Source organism: Paenibacillus sp. 01T424, assembly GCF_056398745.1.
This window is the reverse complement of record NZ_JBFTPZ010000002.1, coordinates 166,053-188,315: the sequence shown is the minus strand read 5'-3', so window position 1 is coordinate 188,315 and position 22,263 is coordinate 166,053. Positions and strand designations below refer to the sequence as shown.

Annotated in this window: 12 protein-coding genes; all 12 read left to right on the top strand. The window is 45.5% G+C overall.

Annotation, left to right across the window (positions count from 1 at the left end; translation table 11 throughout):
- Nucleotide 1: 1 nt before the first annotated feature.
- The 12 genes from AC1DPK_RS02830 to AC1DPK_RS02775 all read left to right on the top strand — a co-directional run bounded on the left by AC1DPK_RS02830 (nt 2) and on the right by AC1DPK_RS02775 (nt 22,094).
- Nucleotides 2–1,156, top strand: a complete 1,155-nt coding sequence (locus AC1DPK_RS02830; protein WP_477509234.1) for a Gfo/Idh/MocA family protein — start codon at nt 2–4, stop codon at nt 1,154–1,156.
- A 23-nt stretch (nt 1,157–1,179) separates the two neighbouring features.
- On the top strand, nt 1,180–2,220 hold the full coding sequence (locus AC1DPK_RS02825) for an aldose 1-epimerase family protein (RefSeq protein WP_477509233.1): 1,041 nt from the start codon (nt 1,180–1,182) through the stop codon (nt 2,218–2,220).
- Between the two features lie 24 nt (nt 2,221–2,244).
- The gene (gene araA / locus AC1DPK_RS02820; RefSeq protein WP_477509232.1) at nt 2,245–3,744 is read left to right on the top strand and encodes an L-arabinose isomerase; all 1,500 of its coding nucleotides are present in this window, start codon (nt 2,245–2,247) and stop codon (nt 3,742–3,744) included.
- A 95-nt stretch (nt 3,745–3,839) separates the two neighbouring features.
- Nucleotides 3,840–5,255 (top strand): glycolate oxidase subunit GlcD, encoded by a 1,416-nt coding sequence (gene glcD, locus AC1DPK_RS02815; RefSeq protein WP_477509231.1) that lies wholly within the window; start codon nt 3,840–3,842, stop codon nt 5,253–5,255.
- The gene (locus AC1DPK_RS02810) at nt 5,248–6,600 is read left to right on the top strand and encodes a (Fe-S)-binding protein (RefSeq protein WP_477509230.1); all 1,353 of its coding nucleotides are present in this window, start codon (nt 5,248–5,250) and stop codon (nt 6,598–6,600) included. Before glcD ends, AC1DPK_RS02810 begins: the two co-directional genes overlap by 8 nt.
- Nucleotides 6,601–6,776: 176 nt before the next feature.
- Nucleotides 6,777–7,532, top strand: coding sequence for a DeoR/GlpR family DNA-binding transcription regulator (locus AC1DPK_RS02805; protein ID WP_477509229.1), 756 nt, complete (start codon nt 6,777–6,779; stop codon nt 7,530–7,532).
- A gap of 325 nt (nt 7,533–7,857) precedes the next feature.
- On the top strand, nt 7,858–13,017 hold the full coding sequence (locus tag AC1DPK_RS02800) for an S-layer homology domain-containing protein (RefSeq protein ID WP_477509330.1): 5,160 nt from the start codon (nt 7,858–7,860) through the stop codon (nt 13,015–13,017).
- Nucleotides 13,018–13,032: 15 nt separating this feature from the next.
- Nucleotides 13,033–13,638: an SGNH/GDSL hydrolase family protein gene (locus AC1DPK_RS02795; protein ID WP_441879671.1), complete on the top strand. Its 606-nt coding sequence runs from the start codon at nt 13,033–13,035 to the stop codon at nt 13,636–13,638.
- Between the two features lie 136 nt (nt 13,639–13,774).
- Nucleotides 13,775–15,556 carry a sensor histidine kinase gene (locus tag AC1DPK_RS02790; protein WP_477509228.1) on the top strand — a complete coding sequence of 594 codons (1,782 nt, stop codon included), beginning with the start codon at nt 13,775–13,777 and terminating at the stop codon, nt 15,554–15,556.
- Between the two features lie 7 nt (nt 15,557–15,563).
- Nucleotides 15,564–17,090, top strand: a complete 1,527-nt coding sequence (locus AC1DPK_RS02785; RefSeq protein ID WP_477509227.1) for a response regulator transcription factor — start codon at nt 15,564–15,566, stop codon at nt 17,088–17,090.
- A gap of 69 nt (nt 17,091–17,159) precedes the next feature.
- The gene (locus AC1DPK_RS02780) at nt 17,160–19,301 is read left to right on the top strand and encodes a glycoside hydrolase family 36 protein (protein ID WP_477509226.1); all 2,142 of its coding nucleotides are present in this window, start codon (nt 17,160–17,162) and stop codon (nt 19,299–19,301) included.
- Between the two features lie 3 nt (nt 19,302–19,304).
- Entirely contained in the window at nt 19,305–22,094 is a 2,790-nt protein-coding gene (locus AC1DPK_RS02775) for a hypothetical protein (RefSeq protein WP_477509225.1), read from the top strand.
- The last annotated feature ends 169 nt before the right edge of the window (nt 22,095–22,263 follow it).

The window sequence follows — 22,263 nt, the reverse complement described above, 5'->3', positions numbered from 1 at the left end:
CATGGCGAAAAAAGTCATTCGCTTCGGCGTTATCGGCTGTGGGTTAATGGGAAAAGAATTTGCAAGCGCCTCAGCGCGTTGGTGCCACTTGAGCAATGTGGATTATATTCCTGAGATTACACATGTATGCGATGCGCATCTGCCTGCGACAGAATGGTTCGAGAATAACGTGCCTAGCGTGAAGAAAACCACCTCCGATTACCACGAGCTCATTGCGGATCCGGAAGTGGATGCTGTCTACTGCGCAGTGCCGCATAATCTGCATGAGCAATTATATATAGATATCATTAAAGCTGGAAAACATTTGCTTGGTGAGAAGCCATTTGGCATCGATGCAGAAGCCAATCAGTCAATTATGAAAGCAATCGCGGAGAATCCGGACGTGATCGTTCGCTGCTCCTCTGAATTTCCATTCTTCCCGGGAGCCCAACGGATTGTCGAATGGGTTAATCAAGAAAAATTCGGACAAATTATCGAGGTTGAAGCCGGCTTCTGGCATAGCAGTGACCTCGATCCGAACAAAACGATCAATTGGAAGCGTCGTATCGGAACTAATGGTGAATACGGCTGCATGGGTGATTTGGGCATGCACGTCGCACATCTGCCGTTTCGCTTCGGTTGGAAGCCAGCTAACGTAAGGTCACTGCTTAGTAAAATCGTGCAGGAACGTCCGGATGGTAAAGGCGGCATGGCCGCTTGTGAAACATGGGATAATGCGATATTGGCATGTGACGTCAAAACAGATAAGTATAATTTCCCGATGGTGCTTTCCATGAAACGGATTGCTCCAGGTCATGCCAATACTTGGTTTATCCGCATTAACGGCACAAAAGGCTCTGCAGAGTTCACGACCAAGAACCCGAAGCAAGTCGCATTCCTTCCATACGAGCCAGGGGGCGAGCAGGCATGGCATATTTCAGATGTTCCATATAAATCAACCTATGGAACGATTACTGGAGGTATTTTCGAATTCGGCTTCTCGGACTCGATTTTACAGATGTGGGCAGCTTTCTGCGATGAGATCGCAAATGGAAAAGACAACCAATCTTCCTTCCAATGTGCGAAACCGGAAGAAGCGGCCATGAGCCATCGACTATTCACAGCGGCTTTGGAGTCAGAGAAAACAGATAATACGGTTTTGCTGAACTGGGAATAGGACTGCTTAAGGGGGAGGAAAACGTGGAGCTTTACGGAAGGAAATGGAAACGTCGCGAGCTGGAAGCGAGAGTTGGCCGCATTGAGCAAATTGGCGGTGTTGAACGTTATACAAGAAGTGAAGGGCCTGAAGCGGGAGTAGACACGTTCCGAGTGCGAACCGGAGGGGGGTTATGTTACTGGGTAACGCCAAGCAAGGGAATGGACATCTCACTTGCTGAAATGCATGGCATACCAGTTAGTTGGTCCTCGAGCAATGGAGAGCCTCACCCTTCTTATTACGATCAGCGAGAAGCGGAGTGGCTGCGAACAGCATCCGGTGGATTGCTTATGACCTGCGGATTATCACAGGTTGGATCGCCGGGTAAAGACATCGACGGTGCTTACGGTCTTCATGGCCGAATTCATCATACGCCAGCACGTCAAATTTCATCTTGGTCAGAATGGGCGGGCGATGATTATGTGCTGCGAGTCCGTGGAGTCATAGAGGAGACCTCGATTTTTGGAGAGCATCTACGCCTGACTAGAACAATAACTAGCCATTTAGGTGAAAATCGGATAACGATCCTAGATTCCGTTCAGAACGTTGGATTCCGTCCTGCGCCTCATATGATGCTATATCATTTCAACTTCGGATTCCCGCTGCTTGCCGAGGACACGACAGTGGAACTTCCGAAAGGAAGAACATCAACTCGCGACAGCGATATGGATATGAGAAGGATGGGATTATGGCAATCGCCTGATCCTGCCTTTAGAGAACAAGTGTATTATCATAAACCTGATCAAAGCAAGGATGCGGTCTATGCACGTATTCATAGTCCCTCATTCCCGATTCGTCCTGCAAACACCAATTCACATGGTTTATCGGTAGAATTGGAATGGGATCCTGTCACGCTTCCGAAATTCGTTCAGTGGCGAATGCCAGGGTCAGGTGAGCATGTACTCGGACTGGAGCCTTCTAATTGCTGGACGAGAGGAAGGACGGACGAAAGGGAGAGAGGATCGCTCCGTATATTAGAGCCGAGTAAAACCGTCGATTATCGATTGGAATTGCGATTTATTTAAACACATTATAAGGAGGATAAAGGTATGCTGCAGACTAAGCCTTATGTATTTTGGTTCGTAACCGGAAGTCAGGGACTGTATGGTGAAGATGTTTTGTCAAAAGTGGAGGACAACGCGAAGGAAATGGTCGCTGGGCTTGATCAAGACGATGCTCTTTCTTATAAAATCATATTTAAAGCAGTCGTAACAACGCCGGAAGCTATCCGTCGTGTCTGTCTGGAAGCGAATTCAGACGATCATTGTGCGGGAATCATTACTTGGATGCATACGTTTTCGCCAGCAAAAATGTGGATCTCAGGCCTTACCCAACTGCGTAAGCCGTTGCTTCACTTTCATACGCAGTTTAATGTAGATATTCCATGGGACAGCATTGACATGGATTTCATGAATTTGAATCAAGCGGCACATGGCGACCGAGAATTCGGATTTATTGGAGCCCGTCTTGGCATAGCCCGTAAAATTATTGCAGGTCACTGGAAAGACGTGAAAGTACGGAGCAGAATCGGTTCTTGGATGAGAACGGCTGCCGGCTTTACGGAAAGCCAAACGATGAAGATCGCTCGTTTCGGTGATAACATGCGTTATGTCGCCGTCACGGAAGGTGATAAAGTAGAAGGACAAATAAGGTTCGGTTGGTCGGTTAACGGTTATCCTGCAGGTGATCTGGCGGAACGTGTGCAGGATGTCACGGATGGACAAGTCAAGGAATTGATGGATGAGTACACAGAGCTTTATGACTTCACAGAGAACGGCCAACGTGAAGGCACCGAGCGTGATGCGATTCGGGAACAAGCACGTATCGAGATAGCATTAAAAGCGTTTCTTCAAGAAAGCGGTTACAGTGCATTTGTAACAAGCTTTCAGGATTTACACGGCTTGAAACAGCTGCCCGGGCTAGCTGCGCAGCGACTTATGGCTGCCGGATACGGCTTCGGAGCAGAGGGTGATTGGAAAACTGCCGCTCTTGTTCGCATTATGAAAATAATGGCTGAAAACAAAGGCACGTCCTTTATGGAAGATTATACATATCACATGCAGGAAGGCAATCAGCTTGTGCTCGGCGCTCATATGCTAGAGATATGTCCGACAGTTTCCGTCAGCAAGCCAAAGATTGAGGTTCATCCGCTGTTCGTCGGCGGTAAAGCCGATCCGGCTCGTCTCACTTTTAATGGGAATAGTGGTAAAGCAATCAATGCTACCGTAGTTGATCTTGGAGACAGATTTCGTCTGATAGTGAACGAAGTAACTGCTGTGAAAAATGAGAAGGAAATGCCGAACCTGCCGGTAGCGCGTGTTCTGTGGAAACCTGAGCCGTCGTTATCAGATGCTGCGGAAGCGTGGATTTTGGCTGGCGGCGCGCACCACTTTGGTTTCTCCTTTCATGTTACAAGCGAGCAGATGGCTGACTGGGCTAAGATGGCCGGTATCGAATGCATCATTATCAATCAGACCTCTACGATGACGAGCTTGGAGAACGAGATTCGTTGGAATGATCTATATTACCGTTTGAACCATAAATACTAGATGTTTTTATGACGAGAAACCAACGCTCCTGTCTGTTGTGTGCTATTAAGAGCCGTTTGTGTTTCTCGTCCATTTTCATTCCGGGGGGACTTGCGATGTTGAGTATTGAAGTTAAAAGTGAGTTAAAAATGATTGTAGGCGATTCCTATTTTAAAGACGATCCCCAGTCGCTGATTACCCATTCCTATGACGGTACGCCGATGCAGCAAGCACTGCCTGATGGCGTCATTTATCCGGAAACGACCGATCAGATTTCAGCAATTATGAAGGTTCTCCATCGTCATCGTATTCCCTTGATCACCCGCGGCTCGGGAACCAACTTATGCGGAGGAACTGTTCCTGTTACTGGTGGCGTTGTAATGGTTATGCACAGAATGAATCGGATATTGGAGATTGATCTTGAAAATTTGACGGCAGTTGTACAACCCGGCGTGAACACGAAGCAGTTTATCACTGAGGTTGAAAATCTAGGGCTTTTTTACCCGCCTGATCCGAGCAGTATGTCCATTTCCACAATCGGTGGAAATATTGCAGAATGCTCTGGCGGTCTCCGTGGTCTCAAATACGGAACGACCAAAGATTATGTTATCGGACTCGAAGCAGTTTTAGCCAATGGTGATATATTGCGAACGGGCGGAAAGCTGATGAAGGATGTGGCTGGTTACGATCTTACGAAGCTTCTTGTCGGCTCAGAGGGAACGCTTGCCGTTATTACGGAGGCTACACTTAAGCTTATTCCACCTCCAAAAACAAAAAAAACGATGCTGGCGATGTACAGAGATATCAATGGAGCTGCGAGAACGGTATCCAAAATCATCGAAAACCGGATAATTCCTGCGACGCTGGAGTTTATGGACAGTCCAACCATTCAGGTAGTCGATGATTATGCGATGCTCGGATTGCCAAGGGATATGGAAGCGATTTTGCTTATCGAGCAGGATGGCGAAGCTGAGACTGTTGAGCGAGACATAGCTATGATTGAAGAAATATGCCGAAGTGAGCAGGCTGATCGTATTGATGTTGCAGAAACCGCAGAGGAAGCACTGAAATTAATGACAGCGCGCCGCAGTGCGTTCACGGCGTTAGCGAGACTGAGGCCTACGACGATACTTGAGGATGCAACTGTCCCACGTTCAAAGATTGCTGACATGGTTTTGGAAATAAACCGTATTGCTAAGAAACATAATGTTCAGATTTGCACCTTCGGGCACGCAGGCGATGGTAATCTACATCCTACGGCAACTACGGATGCTCGAGATCATGAAGAGGTGAATCGCGTGGAGGCCGCGTTCGAGGAAATCTTCGAAGCAGCTATCCGTTTGGGAGGTACAATTACGGGGGAGCATGGAGTTGGTATCGTGAAGGCTCCATTCTTAGAATGGAAAGTAGGTACGGCAGGCATTGAAGTGATGAAAGCGATCAAGTCGGCGTTTGATCCACTGAACATTCTTAATCCAGGAAAAATGTTCGCGAAGGAAACAAGGAAAAGGGTGGTAATCGGACATGCATGAGAAAAGCATAGACAAGCCGAGAAGTCCGATGGCTTCTAAGCTCGCAGCCAAACTGGATTATGAGCAGCTAACTAATTGCATGCGCTGCGGATTTTGTCTCCCTGCTTGTCCGACCTTCAGGGAAACCGGTATTGAGGCAGAGTCACCAAGAGGACGAATCGCCTTAATGAAAGCGGTTGTTGACGGCATAATGGAGCCTGACCAGCAATTTGAGGAGCAAATGGATCATTGTCTTGGCTGCCGAGCGTGCGAACCTGCTTGTCCCGCCGACGTGAAATACGGGCAGCTTATCGAACAAACGCGGGATGCAATTGAAGAACATACCGATCGGCATCGTTGGTGGGTAAAAGGGATTCGCCGCACCGTATTAAAAGAGATGTTCCCTCATCAAAAACGGATGCGACTGCTGGGTGGAGCTCTTAAGGCCTACCAGAAAACAGGGCTTCGCAAAGTCGCACACGCCAGCGGGATGATGAAGCTGTTTCCATCGCATTTGCGGGAGATGGAGAACATATTACCTGACACATCATATAAAGGAGTGGCCGAGAAAATCGGGGTCAGGCACTTGGCTAAAGGGGAAAGAATCGCTACTGTTGCATTATTTCGAGGCTGCCTCATGGATATGATGTTTACGCAAACCAACATCCATACCGTTAAATTGTTAACGGAATCGGGATTTGACGTGCTCATACCCGTGACTCAAAATTGCTGCGGCGCCTTGCACGCCCACAGTGGGGAGTCCGAAGAAGCCAAATCTCTGGCACGGGTGAATATCAGAGCCTTTAAGGATGCGAACGTCGATTTTATCGTAACCAATGCGGGAGGCTGCGGAGCAATACTGGTCGAATACGATCATTTACTCCATGATGATCCGAATTGGAAAGCAGATGCCGAATGGTTTGCCGAGCGGGTCATTGACATTTCCGATCTTCTGGTTCGGATAGGCCGCAAGCTGCAGTTCTCAGAACGAGGTACAAGTAAAGCGGAGAAATCACTCCGTATAACATATCAAGATTCTTGTCATCTCCGTAATGTCATGCGTGCATCGGATGCACCAAGAAAGCTTATGGGAGAGATTGATGGCGTAAATTATGTTGAAATGAAAGAAGCGGATCGCTGCTGCGGCTCTGCAGGTATTTATAATGTGACTCAACCGGAAATGGCAGGACAAATACTGGAGCATAAGATGGTGCACGCGAATAATACACAGGCGGAATACATTGTGACCAGCAATCCTGGCTGCTTGCTGCAAATGAAGCATGGGATTGAGAAGCACGGCTCTCCTGAACGAGTGAAAGCTGTCCATATCGTGGATTTTCTATTTGATCGATTGAACATCGATTAGTAATGAAGTAGTTTCAAGTAGTAAAATGTTTAAAATAGACGAAAACATTATGAAATGAAACATATTTTGTTGATTTCCAAGAATTCATTCCATACAATAAAGGTACAACCTTTCGGAAATGTAATCGTTTATTGCTTTTGCTTAAAAACCATCTGCTGGAGATATGAGGGAGTGCCATGAAGGACGACTTGAATGACAGACAAAAACAAATAATTCAACAGTTACAGACCAAAGGTGAGGTCAAAATATCGGAATTGAAGGAACATTTCGACGTAACGGATATGACTGTGCGAAGAGATTTGGAGAAAATGGAACGCAGCGGCCTGCTTAAAAGAACGTTCGGTGGCGCCATTCTTGCATCGAAAGATGTTGCCTTGGGAGAGCGTTCTATTGTACGAGGAGTAGAGAAAGAACGAATCGGGCGTCTTGCAGCCAGCTTAGTGCAGGCTGGTGAATCGATATTTATTGATGGAGGTTCTACGACGCTTCAGATTGCACGGCATCTTCCGGAAGATGCCAATATTACCGTTGTTACGAATGCTATTAATGTAGCTGCCGAGTTGTCAGAAAAAAGGATTCCGACCATAGTTCTTGGTGGCATATTAATGGATACGACCAAGTCAATGGTTGGGCCTGTCACACTGGAGACGATTTCTCGTATGGCATTTGACAAGGTGTTCTTAGGAGCAACGGGACTTCATCCTCAGCACGGATTCAGCAACTCCAATATGCATGAAGCAGAAATCAAGCGTGTTGCCATTCAAAAAGCAAAAGAGTCGTATATTGTAATTGATCACTCTAAGTTCGGTACGAGCATGCTGGTTTCTTTCGCGGATTTGAAAGTCGTCACAGCAATAATTACGGACGAAAGACCGAATCAAGAAATGGTTTCCATTTGTCAAACCGCCGAGACAACCATCTTCTTAGCATAGATATCATTAGTTGAATTTGTCTCTACGCTTATGTTTTATGTATCACTTAATTGTTATTGAAATGAAATCGATAAGGATGAATGAACCAATCGTTGTGACATCACAATGGTTGGTTCATTTTTATTACCGAATATTATACAGAATCTACGTTGTCTACCAACCATACTAGTTATGCTTGATCAGATTCATCAAATATTGAAGCCAAAATACCACCAAAACACATAGCAGTTTCAAAGATAAGTACATGTTAATAGAGATGGACGAAGTGATAGGATAATGATGTTAAGAAGGGATCCTATCACGGGGGGGTATTTAATTGAAAACAATGATTTGGAATCGAGTTTTCCTAGTTGTGATGATTGTGATGTTGTTGACGATGAGTTGGCCGACGGGAACGAATATTTCATATGCTCAAGCAGGTGAAAGCTCGATTTTCTTTGACAATTTTGAAGATGAAGAAGCTGCAGCCTGGACCCACGAAAGTGGAACCTGGGCTACCGTTAATAGTACGGGAGTAACTTTATTTTCTGATGAATTCGAGAATGAAAGTGCTGCAGGGTGGACTAATAATGGGGGCGAGTGGTCTAGCGTACAAGGCGAAACGTCCAAAGCCTATCAACAGAGTTCCAGCAACGGGGGAGCAGAGCTAATTGCAGGGAGCAATGCTTGGACAGATTACTCCTTTGAAGCGGATGTGAAGCTGATCAGCGGCGCTGGAGCGATGCTGGATTTTCGGCATCAGGATAACCAGAATTTTTACTATTTGTATATGAGTGAATCGTACATCAGGCTGATGAAACAAAACGGCAGCGCTCAAGATTGGTTAAAGGCATATGATGGTCCTTCACTTGATGTCTCGAGGTTTGTGCATCTGAAAATCGATGTGATAGGGAATCAAATCCGTGTATATAAAGACGGTGAATTGGTCATAGAGACTACGGACGATAACGGTTATATTCCATCCGGTAAGGTAGCGCTTGCCACATGGGCCTCATCGGCGCAATTCGATCATGTTGCCGTGACAGATCTGTCTGCTAATCAAGTTTATTCGCAAACGGAGAGTAGCGGCGGTATTTCCTATACAGGCAATAGCACTTGGGCTAATTATTCCGTACAAGCTCAAGTTATGCCGACAGCGATAAGCGAGGATGGAACGGTAGGCTTAAGCCTGAGACATAAGGATAGTCATAACAGATACGATCTACAATATATCGAAGCTGGGAAAATCCAGATTGTCAAAGTTTTGGACGGAGAAGTGACGGCGCTTTCAGAAGCGGCTTTCAGCATGGAAAAGGGCAAGTCCTATACATTCAAAGGTGTAGCAGGGGGGAAATACATCGATTTTTATATTAACGGCGTTAAACTACTGTCTACAGTAGACACATCTTTTGCAACCGGAAAGATTGCTTTGACGATGTCGAGGGCAACTGCGGACTTTGATAATATCGAGGTGCAAAAGGTATTAGCACCTGTTAATTCGGATGGTCATACAGCTTATTATGTTAGTTCCAGCACTGGCGATGATGCGAACGATGGTTTAAGCGCTGAACGCGCATGGAAAACTCTGAATAAAATCAATATTTCGACTTTCAGTGCAGGGGATTCCATCCTCTTGAAATCGGGCGACGCATGGAATGAACCGCTTGTTTTGAAGGGGTCGGGCTCGAAGGAATATCCGATTACTGTTTCTTCTTATGGTTCAGGCGCTAAGCCTGTCATTTCGTGGAATGCTCCATACGGTGGAAGTGTAGTCACTGGACATAATTTAAGCCACTGGACGATTAAGGGATTAGCCGTTAACATCCTAACCTCTTCAACGTTATCATGGAGCAATATTACAGCAGGAATTAACGTTATATATGATAATGCCGAGCGGTACGAAAATCTTCGAATTGAAGAGAATGAGGTATACAGCGCTAATTACAACAGTAATAGCAATGGAATTATGATTACGGCGTTGATTCCGGGAACAGACATCAAAGAGGTTGCGACGGATGTGTCGATAATTAACAATGAGGTCCATAATGTGGGGTGGTATGGAATAACCACTGCTGGATGGGATACCGCGAAAAACGAGGATTTGCGCTCCCAGATGCTTTTTGGAAGATTTAAAATCAGCGGAAACTACGTGCATCATACTGCCAGCCAAGGAATCGTTCTGCAAGATGCTCATCATTCCGTTATAGAAAGAAATGTTGTTCATGATGGAGGTCTCGGTGTGGACACTTGGGGGCCAGGTGGCTTGTGGATCATTGCCTCCCGGGATTCTGTAATTAAATTTAACGAAGTTTATAACATGAAGGACGCGGAATCGGGGTATGACGGATCAGGGGTCAACGTGGATTGGTACTGTGACAATATTACCGTTCAGTATAATTACGCGCACGATAACAAAGGCAATGGAATAACGACAATGAGTAATTACGGAACAAAAATATGGAATAACAAAGTCAGAGGCAATCAAGGGCTACAATCGAACGGGAATGGTCAAATTGCACTCGGGAATTTCACGGGTAGACCCGATCTCTCATCAGGAGAGCATGATCTTGATGTTGCAAATAATATGATCATCGTAGACATAGAGAATACGGCCGCGATCAATAGCGCTTCTAATCCCCATGGAACGTGGACAGGAAATAAGATTTATAATAATCACGTTGCGATTGCCAGAGGAATAACGAACTTCAATATTTTCGATATTGCTTCAAATACGAACTTTGATGTTATTGATCATAACGATGTCACTAATGAAGCACTAGCCTTTAGCTCGATTTATCATGGAACAACCTATACGAGTCTTGGATCATGGCAACAAGGTACAGGGTTTGACGGCAATACACAAGTGCTGCCGATTGATGAATCGATTCCTTCGACGGTAAATCAAGTTACCGCGACGCTTAACGATTATCCTGAGTTATCCTGGTCGGAGGCAGAAGATCAAGGGAACGGGATCCTGCACTATAACATCTATAGAAGTGAAGACGCGGCTTTTTCGCCAGCTTATTCCAATATGGTGGGAGAATCCACTACGACAAATTTTATTGACAGGGAAGAAGCACRGCCAAACACGACGTATTATTACAAGGTAGAAGCGGAAGATCGGAGCGGAAATGTAGGGGCTGCTTCAGAGGCTGTCCATCTAACTACCGGACCGACTGTCCCGGAAACCGAGCAACCGAAAATGGTTGATTTTGCAACCTTTCGAGATGGTTATCAATTAAATGTTACCGATTTACAGACTATGCCTTATATCGCGGGAATACGACCCATTCAAAAAGTAGAGCTGTACGTGGATGATAGATTGATTCAGGAAATGACGGTATCACCTTATGCATATACCGTAAAGGGCTTAAGCAATGGAGAGCATACTTTGCAATACAAGGTTTACGATATGACCGGGACTGTTACCGAGTCGAGACGGATTAAAGTAAACAAACAAGTTACCGCCCTGCGCAGCTTATTCACACAATCTAGGCCGACAATTGACGGCTCAATCAAAGAATGGGGTACGCCCGAGTTTGTCATGGATCAGAAAGCCCAGGTGAAAAGTATTGAAAGCACTTTCTCTGATCAATGGTCTCCGCAAAGGTTAAATGCAATAGGGCATACCCGGTGGGATAATGACAATTTGTATATCGCAATTAAGGTTATGGAAGACGTACATCGTTTGCCTATCTCGAATGCGGCCGATTTGTGGAAAGGCTCCAGCATTCAGATCGCCATAGATCCCGATAGAGGAACTATTCCGGGAAGCAAAGGATACACTGAATTCGCATTTGGGTTAACAGATGAAAGCCAGACTGTCGGATATCGTTACAATGCTATTGCCGGCAAAACTGCAGGTGAGTTTACCGCAGGCGAAATGGAGATCACCAGAGACGAAGCGACGAAGTCTACTAGTTACGAATTGAGTATTCCTTGGGGCGAAATCATTCCGGGAGGAATTTCAGTTAAAGACGGTTCCGCCTTAGGGATCTCTGTACTTGCCAATTATAGCGACGGAAGCTTCATCAACCCGGGTAATGGAGATGCCCGAAATGGATGGATTGAATACAATAGTGGGATAGGTGCTGGAAAAGCCCCAATTCAATATGGATATTTGATTCTTAGCAAACAGATATTTGAAACTCCAACGATTAGCGCGATAGCCGGAAATGGAGAGGCGCAATTAAGTTGGAGTGCGGTAGCCGGAGCAACAGGTTATAACATTAAGTACGGTACAGCTAGCGGTTTGCATTCTAGCAAGATTGATGCAGGAAGCGTCACCCATCTTACTGTATCTGGGCTGACAAAGGATACGACCTATTACTTTGTTGCGGAAGCCTACGATGCATATGGCGAAAGCGGTCTTTCTAACGAAGTATCAATCGTCGCTTTAGGCGAGAGTGGTATCGGAAGTCCTGAAAGCCAAGTCGGCAACGCTGACTCAAAGGTAGAGATTAAGGACGGGGCGGCTCAAGTGAAGTTGGATGAAGGTCAATCGAAAGCTGTCGTCCTCTTATCGGAAGTCGGGAATTACCCGCTTCAAGTGCATCTTGGCAAAGTGGCGATTACCATAAGTCAAAAGACGCTGGATGATCTCAGAAAACAATCAGGCATTATCGCTGGTACTTTAATTGAAGTGACCATGAGCCCTATTAACAATTCTGCTATATTAAACGTGCCGATCAGCGGCAGCAAAGCGACGATGAAAATCGCAGGTGAAGTTTATGATTTCGAAGTCAAACTCAAGACTGCCGATAATCGTGAAATCCCAACCGATATAGTCTCAGGCGGCATTACGCTATCTCTGCCTTATGATCCCGGTCAAGTCGATGAGAAGCTTCTCGGTATTTACTATTACGATAAGGCGAAGATGCAATGGGAATATGTCGGCGGTGAAATCGATGAGGCCATGAATCAAGTTAAGGTAACGCTGCAGCATCTTAGCGTGTATTCGGTTATGGAGTATAACAAGACTTTCAGCGACGTGAAGGAAGGTCACTGGGCGAAGCGGGTGCTTCAAATATTGGCAGCAAAGCATATTGTCAATGGTGTGGATGAGTGGAGATTTAACCCTGAAGGAAAAACAACCAGAGCAGAATTCGTAACTTTACTGGCGAATGCTTTAAACCTGGAAGATGATGGTGTGAGCAATTCGTTCATCGACGTCAAAGAAGAAGCATGGTATGCGGATAGTATAGCGGCAGCAATTAAAGCTGGAATCACTTCAGGGATAAGCGCAAATCAGTTTGCCCCAGACCAATTCATCAGCCGAGCGGAAATGGTCACGATGATCGTGCGTTCGGCCGGCATTCAACCGAAGCCTGTGGCGACAGTCGGCTATACGGATGCGCAAGATATTCCGAGATGGGCTCTACCCTACATTGCCGCTGCCGAAGAAGCGAACTTGGTGCGTGGAAGAGGAAGCAACTTGTTTGCGCCTCAGAGCAATGCGACGCGGGCGGAAGCTGCCCAACTCGTTTACAATCTATTGAATAAATAAAGGGAGCGATGGCACATGTTGCTACAGGAAGGACAGAAAATGATATTTATTGGCGACAGCATTACGGATTGCGGCAGAAAGGATGATCCTGAAAATATAGGAGGCGGATATGTACGCATCGTTCGGGATTACTTATCGATCGTACGACCGGAGATCTCTTTGCAGGTAGAGAACCGTGGGATAAGCGGTGAGACGATATTGGATCTAAAGGCACGTTGGAATGAAGATGTAATCGAGTTAAAGCCGGACTGGCTATCCGTATCTATTGGCATAAATGATGAATGGAAAAATGTCAGCTGCGATGATTTCAGAGATACCTACCGGGAATTATTGGCTGAAACGAAAAGCAAAACGGGGTCATCGTTGATATTAATGGAAACGACAATCCTATCCGAAGATTCGAACGACGGGAAGAATGAACGACTTCTTCCCTATAATCAGATAATTAGAGAAGTCGCGGCGGAATTCGAAGCCATTCTCGTGCCTCAGTTTCAGTCATTTACAGCATATTTAAGGGAGCAGCGCGGGAAAACACTAACCGTGGATCAAGTTCACATGAACTCGACAGGGAATTTGCTAATGGCCCTCAATTGGTTGAAGGCTTGCGGGTTCGCACAATAAAAAACACATAAAAGCACACCCGAATCCACAATAAAACACATAGACAAACTGATTATATTGTGACATTATTGAGTCGTTAACCCTTGTCCGAACTACTGAGAAATTGTTGCTATCATCATATGTCTCGGAGGATCTCATGTTTAAAGAACTGGTGTCCTATACAACAAAGTATAGATTAAGCTTTCGGATGATCCTCACAAATATTTGTATTGCCGTTTTGCCCATTCTCCTTCTAGGGACAGTGGGCTATTTTTCTTATATTAATATTCTAAAAAAGAACGCACTCGATAATATTAATATTTTCGTGACGCAAACTAACAATCGGTTTGACGAATATTTTTACCGAATGGATCAGCTTTCAAAGTCGATTTTCTTTAACCGGAATGTTCAGTCCATCATGCTCGAGAATAAATCATGGCAGGAATCCGATATTTTGCTGAGAAATTTAAACTCGTACTTGTCATTGGAACCTGCCTTAAAATCCATCGGTATGATTAGTTCAGAAGATTTCCGCTTAGTATCCACAGGAGAACTGCTTATGCATCCTATGGTGACGTATTTGAAAGAGATGGAAAATAAGAACAGAATAAGCAATAAGCTGCAGATTTCTCCTCCATTTTCAAAAGACCAGGGCATACTGGCTTTCAGGAAGGTTAAATCCGTTCTTCCAAACCGATACCTGCAGGAAATTTACATAGGCGTTTTGTTATTGGATACGGAGTGGATACAGCAAATATTACGTTCAGCGGATTTGGCGGATAAAGCAGAGCTCTATATTATGAACGAGAGCGGCGATCTCATTGGCTCTTCGACTAATAATCCCGATTTTGAACAAATATATGCCCAGACTAGAACGAATCAGGATCACAAAGTCATCGATTTTCAAATGAACGGCATCAATTACTTGTACCAGTCTCTCCCGATCAAAAGCTTGGGTTGGAAGTTCGTTGCATTAATTAATGAGGATAAGCTGGTGGGAAAGGCATCAATCATTCAGTATATCGTGATTTCGGCTATAGCGATCATGGTTCTAATCGTCATCTGGGTCGCGATCTCCTTTAATATTCGTTTAACCCATCCCATTACTAAGATGGCTGATATTTTCGATAGCGCAGCGAGCGGTGACCTGGATGCCAGGTTGAGATTCGGCTATAAGAATGAAATTACTATTATTCAGGACCACTATAACAATATGATGAATGAAATCAAGAAGCTTACGGACAATCTGCTGCAATCACAGCAGCAGCTCTATGAAACAGAAATGGAGAAACGAATGTTTCAGTTAAATGGGCTCCAAAGCCAAATTAATTCTCATTTTTTGTATAACGTGCTTCACTCTATAAGAGGCATGGCCTTGTCCAACGCAAAGAGGGAGGTAGCTGTCGCAATTGACAATCTCGTCTCTTATTTCCGCTACATTACACGTACGGATGAATTTGTTCTTCTGCACAAAGAGCTGGAGCACCTGGAGCGATACATAGATATTCAAAAAATAAGATTTGGAGAACGGCTGCAGTTTAAAGTAATCATAGATCAGGGTCTCGGAGCCCGTTCGATCGTGAAGCTCATTCTTCAGCCGCTTGTGGAAAACGCCTTATTTCATGGTCTCGAAGGAAAGACAGGGCGATGGATCATTCACATCCATGCGACTATCAAAGAGGAGAATCAATTGCTAATCAAGGTGATGGATAACGGAGTCGGAATGAGTGAGGAACGCTTGATGCACATGCGGCAAGAGTTTGAAAGCATGAATAAGAACTCATCCGAAACCGCAGGGCTGGGACAAGGAATCGGGCTCGTCAATATTCATAAAAGAATTCAAATCTATTATGGCAAGCCCTATGGACTATCCATCAAGAGTTGGAAAAATAGGGGGACGGTTGTGACGGTCAGCGTACCGCTTAAAGCGAAAGGGTGAGTAAACGATGTACAAGTTGATCCTCGTTGATGATGAGCCGTGGATATTGAAGGATATGGAACAAATTGTGGATTGGGAAGCACTCGGCTTTCAAATTGTAGCGAAATTAAACGACGTACATATGGCTGAAAGCCTATTGAAGCGGCAATCGATCGATATCGTGATCAGCGATATTCGTATGCCAGGGAAAAGTGGCTTGGATTTATTGTCTTTCGTGAACCATGTTTCTCCCCATACGCTGGTGGTGTTCATGAGCGCATACAGTGAATTCAGCTACGCGAAACAAGCGCTGGAGCTGGGCTGCTTTGCCTATCTGCTTAAACCTGTCAACGAACAGGAATTGCGGGATACGTTAAATAATTGCAGCAATCGGTTAGCTAAACGTGATCGGGATCAGCGCGTACTTCAAACCTACCACAACTCCATGCTGTTTTTGGAAATGATCGAGAAGGGATTAACCGTACAACAAGTATCCAAGTTGTTAAAAGGTTTGGGAGTTGAAATGGGAACCGGAGCAGGAGCAGGATATGCCTTTGCTATCGTTAAAAGCAAAACAGCCATATCGGAGCAATCCTTGCTGAGTTCGGATCGATTGCTGCAAGAGCATGGTGTTGCTTTATTCCGTGCCATGGCGAGTCCACTCAAATGGACGTATTTATTAAGCCGTTCTGACATGGATTCGAATACGTTTAAGTCATTATATAAACACATACTAACCATGGCCGCAGAGTTTCAATGGGATGTAGGAATAAGTCTGTCGAACGACTCCGACAGTCAAATCGCAAAATATTACAACCAAGCGAATATGATGGCTGAAACCTCGAGCTTGAACCGCAGGATAGGCGTTTACCGCTATAGGCCGAGAGTAAACGCGGCATTGCCGTCTATCATGGAGCGGATAGGCAAAGCAACAAAGCTTGAGCATCTGGAAGCGGCGTTATTCGATTTACATAGAGGAATCGCCAAAGATCAAATTCATTTAAGTGGGCTAGTTGAAATCTATAATTTTTTTGTCGTGGTGATCAAGAACTYCTCTTCGTCGACCCAATCATTTGCTGAGGACTCTATTACCGTTCAAGATCTGGTCCTCCACTATGGCAATCCCCATGATTTGCTTGTACAAATGAGAATGTTAATTGACGAGCATAAGAAGAAACCGTCGGAGTTAACAACATTTCCAATCGTTGAGGAGATTATCAAGGACATCGAACGACGATATGCGCACAAACTATCTCTCAAAGAGTTTGCCCAGCAGTACTTTATTAGCCCAAACTATTTGAGTCATCTGTTTAAACAGGAGAAGGGTCAAAGCTTTATCCATTTCCTCATTCAGAAAAGGCTTGATGCGGCTATTACGCTATTGAAAGAGGATATATCACTATATGATGTCGGAAAGTTAGTTGGATATGAAGATTATGCCCATTTCAGCAAGCTATTCAAGAAACATCTAGGTCAATCGCCGCTAGAGTACAAACAGCGCATTGACAATAAAAACATCGTCCACAAGAAACCACAACCAAATCTCTTTGATTAATACATAGAAATGCCTTCGAGCCCGTGTCACAATGAGAACCATCAATCAAGAATAGAGGGTGAATGAAAAGTGACAAGGGCCTATGGTATGGAGATGGATACGATGGAAGTGCTGAGTTGGATTAGAATTTATGAAAATGGAATTTATTTAGAGATACAGATTGCCGAATGCGGAGATGTCCGTCTGGTTCATTTGTCTCCCTTCCCAGCGAATGAAGATGTACGAGGAACAGAGGAGGTACGAGGAACGCGCCGAATCGTCGAACTGCAAGTGACGGGTGAAGATCGGAACGATCATCATGCGTCTAAATACACAGGGACAATGCCGGGAGGTAGGCTGAAGTACGATTGCCACAGAGATTTCTATAACGAAAGTGGAAGAAAACTTGAAGTGGTTATGGAAGATAGGGGTATGTGGGTGACGGTTCACTATCAATTTTATAACGATATCCCTGTCATCCGAGCTTGGACGGAGGTCGTCAATCAGAGTTTGAATTCCATTCCGATGGAATACGTCTCCTCGTTTACAGTGACAGGTATCTCGGGCGGAAGCCGCGGGTCATGGGAAACCAAAAGTCGACTTCATATTGCACATAATGCTTGGCACGGAGAGCTGCAGTGGAGAAGTTATAGGCTATCCGAGCTAGGTTTAACGAAAGTAAACGATTTTTCGATCAAAAGACTTTCGTACAACAATTCGGGAACCTGGTCTTCCGCCGATCTTCATCCGATGGGTGGATATGAAAATATTGAGGCGGGAATGGCCATGTGCTGGCAAATCGAGCATAACGGTTCTTGGCATTGGGAGATTAGCGATAAGGCGAATGATCAGCTCTATTTGCAATTAAGCGGCCCTACAGAAAATGAAAGCCATTGGTGGAAAAATGTCGCGCCAGGTGAAGCATTTATGTCCGTTCCTGCGGCAATTGCGATTGTCAAAGGAGGGTTCGAACAGGGAATTGTGGAATTGACGCGTTATCGGCGAGAAATCCGTCGTTGGAATGAAGACAATGAGCGGCTTCCCGTTATTTTCAATGATTACATGAATTGTTTATTCGCTGATCCAACGACCGAGAAGATTTTACCCTTAGTCGATGCGGCTRCTTCGGCGGGTTGCGAATATTATTGCATCGATGCTGGCTGGTATGCGGATGGCGAATGGTGGAGCGATGTAGGGCTTTGGCAACCGTCACAAAGGCGTTTCCCAGGCGGATTGCAGGAGGTGCTCGACTACATCCGAGCGAAAGGTTTAATCCCGGGACTTTGGCTGGAACTTGAAGTCATGGGCATTCATTGCCCCTTAGCGCAGCAAGTGTCGGATGAATGGTTTTTCATGCGACATGGCAAACGGGTCATTGATCACGGCAGGTATCAATTGGATTATCGACATCCCGAAGTCATTCAATATGCAGATGAAGTAATCGATCGCCTAGTGACGGAGTACAAGGTCGGTTACATCAAAATGGACTATAACATTAATGCAGGCATTGGAACTGAGGTTAACGCCGATAGCTTCGGCGATGGCTTGCTTCAGCATAATCGTGCCTACCTGCGCTGGCTTGATAGCGTATTTGCTCGTTATCCGGATTTGGTAATCGAGAATTGTGGAAGCGGCGGTTTGCGTATGGATTATGCTTTGCTCGCCAGGCACAGCGTGCAGTCCATTAGCGATCAGATGGATTACCGCAAGTTTGCGGCGATATCTGCTGCTGCTCCTACGGCGCTCACACCAGAGCAATCCGCTGCTTGGTCATATCCGCTGAAGGATGGAGATCGGGAAGAGGTCATCTTTAACATGGTGAACGGCATGTTAATGCGAGTTCATCAGAGCGGGCACTTGTCAGACATTGCATCGGATCGCTTTGAACTGATTCGCGAAGGAATTTCCTATTACAAGAGTATCCGAGCATCCATTCCGAAGGCTCTTCCATTTTGGCCGATTGGCTTGCCTAAGCATGGCGATCATTGGCTTAGCCTTGGATTAAGATGCGGTGATAAGGCTTATGTGGCTGTTTGGAGATTGGAAGGCGGAACGAAAGAGGCGAGATTTCCTATTCCGGATTGTGACGGCAAGAAAGTAACGGTTCGATGTGGGTTTCCTCAGTATGAGAACCGTAGTTGGAGCTGGAGTCAGCTTGAGAATGCGTTAGTTGTTACACTTCCAACGGAATTTACGGCACGCCTGTATGAGTTGCACATTGAGGAGGAGTAGCCAATGGCCAAAAAGTGTGTCTTTGTTGCATGGATATTCGTTATAGCAATGATTGTCTTCGTTCATAATGACAGGGCTTACGCAGCGGGTACGACCTATTATGTAAGCAGTTCGACGGGCAATGATCAAAATAACGGGACGAGCGCAGGCACTCCTTGGCAAACTTTGGCTAAAATTTCTAATCTTACGTTTAATCCTGGCGATAAACTATTATTAAAATCAGGTGACACTTGGAATGAAAGCGTTACCTTAAACGGTTCGGGAACGAGTCTGCTTCCGATCCAAATTACCGCCTATGGCAGCGGGAGCAAACCCATTATTCGATCTTCGGCCCCGGCTGTGGTGAGCATGACGAATGAGAGTGGTTGGATCATTTCGGGATTGGACATAGAGTGTACAACGACGAATGCGCTAACTAGCTCGACTACAACGAACAGAGCGATCGTTATTACTTATAATGCTGAAGGAGCCTGGTCCAATATCACGATAGATGGAAACCTTGTTCGCGGTCCTGGAATAAACAGCAATTCGGAAGGCATTCTGATTTCGGCGGTTTATCCGACAAACAAGCATAGCGAAGTCGCACGAAATATCGTTATTAGCCATAATGAAATCTATATGCTCGGTTGGAGAGCAATCGGAGTTGCCGGTTGGGATAGCACCTTATCAGATAATCATAAAAGCTCCGCGTTATTCCGCAATGTTAAGGTTCACAATAATGTGGCATCTCAGCTTGGAAACCAAGGGATCGTCATCGGGAATTCGAATCATAGCACGATAAAATGGAACCTCGTACATGATGCTGGTCAATATGCCGGAACAGGGGTCACCTGGGGACCGGGGGGAATTTGGCCAGTCGCAAGCTCATATGTTGATGTCATGTTTAACGAGGTCTACAATATGTCCGACAGCAACACGGGGCATGATGCATCCGGATTAAACATTGATTGGTCTAATGAATATATCAACGTACAATATAATTACGCTCACGATAATAAAGGCAACGGCGTAACGACGATGGCGAACATTAATTCGAGAATCACTGACAATAAAGTGAAGGGCAACCGCGGAGAAACCTCTATCGGATCGGGCCAAATCGCATTAAGCGACTTTACAGCGGATACGGGGAGATATTCAGGCTTGAAAAATCTCGTTGTCGCAAATAATTTAATCGTAGTGGATCAAGCGAATACGAGTGCGTTAAGCAGCAAAGATGCGTCACCCGGGGACCCTTGGTCGGGAGATTCGTTCCAGAATAATCGGATCATTATGGCGAACGGAACTTCGGGAACTTCAGCTTATAAAATTGGGTTAAGTGCACCGGTTGATCTTATCAATGACAATCGATTCTATCAGGTAAGCGGGACGGCATTACAAGCTGAAAGGTTTGGGGTCAGCTACAACACGATGGCGGCATGGAGAAGCGCATCCGGATTCGATCTAGGCAGTACCATCTCCGCATTGGATAGTGTGGCGCCAGGTAATCCGTCCGGGGGATTGGCAGCTTGGAATAGCGGAAGCTTAGGCATATCGTTATCTTGGACGGCAGCTTCCGATACGGGTTCAGGACTTAATCACTACAATATTTACCGTTCAACGACCCCAAACTTTACGCCTGCCTACAGTAATATGGTTGGAGAATCAACGACAGCAAACTTTACCGACCGGCAAGAGCTTCAAAGCGGCACGGCCTATTATTATTTGATTGAAGCCGAAGATAACAATGGAAATATTAGTTCAGGCACAACGTCGGCAGGCGCGACCAGCGGAACCATTCCGGCATTCACAAGAAAGTATGAAGCGATTAAGGACGTCGGGGCGATCTCGCAGGGACCGGTTTGGTACTATCACAAATGGAATGGCACGACTTATACGCCATTGGCAAATTACTACTCTCCTTGGAGAATGTGGCGGGACGGCTCAACTTTCTTAAGCGTAGGGGAAAATGTGCAATCTCCAGATGGCAGCGATTCTGTAAGAACATGGTTAGCGCCGGAGGACGGCGAAATTACGCTCTCGTCAAACGAAACCATTCACATGTTGAACACGGGGGCGGGAGCGGATGGCGTAAACGTGAAGATTTTGAAAAACAACGCGCAAATTTGGCCGGCGAGCGGCTGGCAGCAGGTCATCTACGGAACGACAGTATCGTCCCCCTCAATAACGCTCGATGTGATTAAGGGCGATGCGATACGTTTTGTTGTGAATCAGAATTCGAACAATTTTTACGATACTGTTTATTGGAATCCTATCGTAACCTATAATTCCATTTATTTATTATCCGAAAATTTCGAGAGCTCCACAGGAAGATGGACCGTGCAATCGGGCAGTTGGTCGGTCGTGACAGATAGCGCCAGTAAGAAATACAGGCAGACGGACTATTCAGGGAGCCTTGCAACGGCAGGGATCGACTCGTGGAGCAACTACACGTTAGCTAGCGATATTCAAATAAGCAATACCGCGGGAAGCGGCGGTTTCGCGAATCTGGTATTTCGTGTAACGAATGCAAACAATAAATATTTTGTCTATATCGGTAATATGCATGGGATCGCGATCAAGAAAACGATAGCGGGAACCCAGACGGAGCTGGCATCGAAAGCTTATACGATCAATGTCGGGACGACTTATCGCGTGTCAGTTGAAGTTATTGGAAATCAAATGAACTTGTATGTGGATGGCATTCTTCAACTAAGTGCAACAGATCCTGCTTTTACGTTCAGCAAGGGGAGGATTGGGTTAGAAACGTATAATGCGACTGTGCTATACGATAACGTTATACTCACTGAGCTATAGGAACGTAGGACGCCTCGATCACCGATCGGGGCATTTTTTTTGAATAAGCATCCATGCAACATCGTAACAAACTACATCCAATGTTCTATTCTCAGCACATATTAAGGGAAGGCCGTCTATGGCACAATCAATATAGCAAGAGAGTTAACAGGGTGGATAGAGAGAGGAG

Excerpts from the sequence above, each read along its gene's own strand:
- AC1DPK_RS02775 (WP_477509225.1), top strand. The coding sequence starts at position 19,305 with ATGGCCAAAAAGTGTGTCTTTGTTGCATGGATATTCGTTATAGCAATG.
- AC1DPK_RS02805 (WP_477509229.1), top strand. The coding sequence starts at position 6,777 with ATGAAGGACGACTTGAATGACAGACAAAAACAAATAATTCAACAGTTA.
- AC1DPK_RS02795 (WP_441879671.1), top strand. The coding sequence starts at position 13,033 with ATGTTGCTACAGGAAGGACAGAAAATGATATTTATTGGCGACAGCATT.
- AC1DPK_RS02830 (WP_477509234.1), top strand. The coding sequence starts at position 2 with ATGGCGAAAAAAGTCATTCGCTTCGGCGTTATCGGCTGTGGGTTAATG.
- AC1DPK_RS02790 (WP_477509228.1), top strand. The coding sequence starts at position 13,775 with ATGTTTAAAGAACTGGTGTCCTATACAACAAAGTATAGATTAAGCTTT.
- araA (WP_477509232.1), top strand. The coding sequence starts at position 2,245 with ATGCTGCAGACTAAGCCTTATGTATTTTGGTTCGTAACCGGAAGTCAG.
- AC1DPK_RS02810 (WP_477509230.1), top strand. The coding sequence starts at position 5,248 with ATGCATGAGAAAAGCATAGACAAGCCGAGAAGTCCGATGGCTTCTAAG.
- glcD (WP_477509231.1), top strand. The coding sequence starts at position 3,840 with ATGTTGAGTATTGAAGTTAAAAGTGAGTTAAAAATGATTGTAGGCGAT.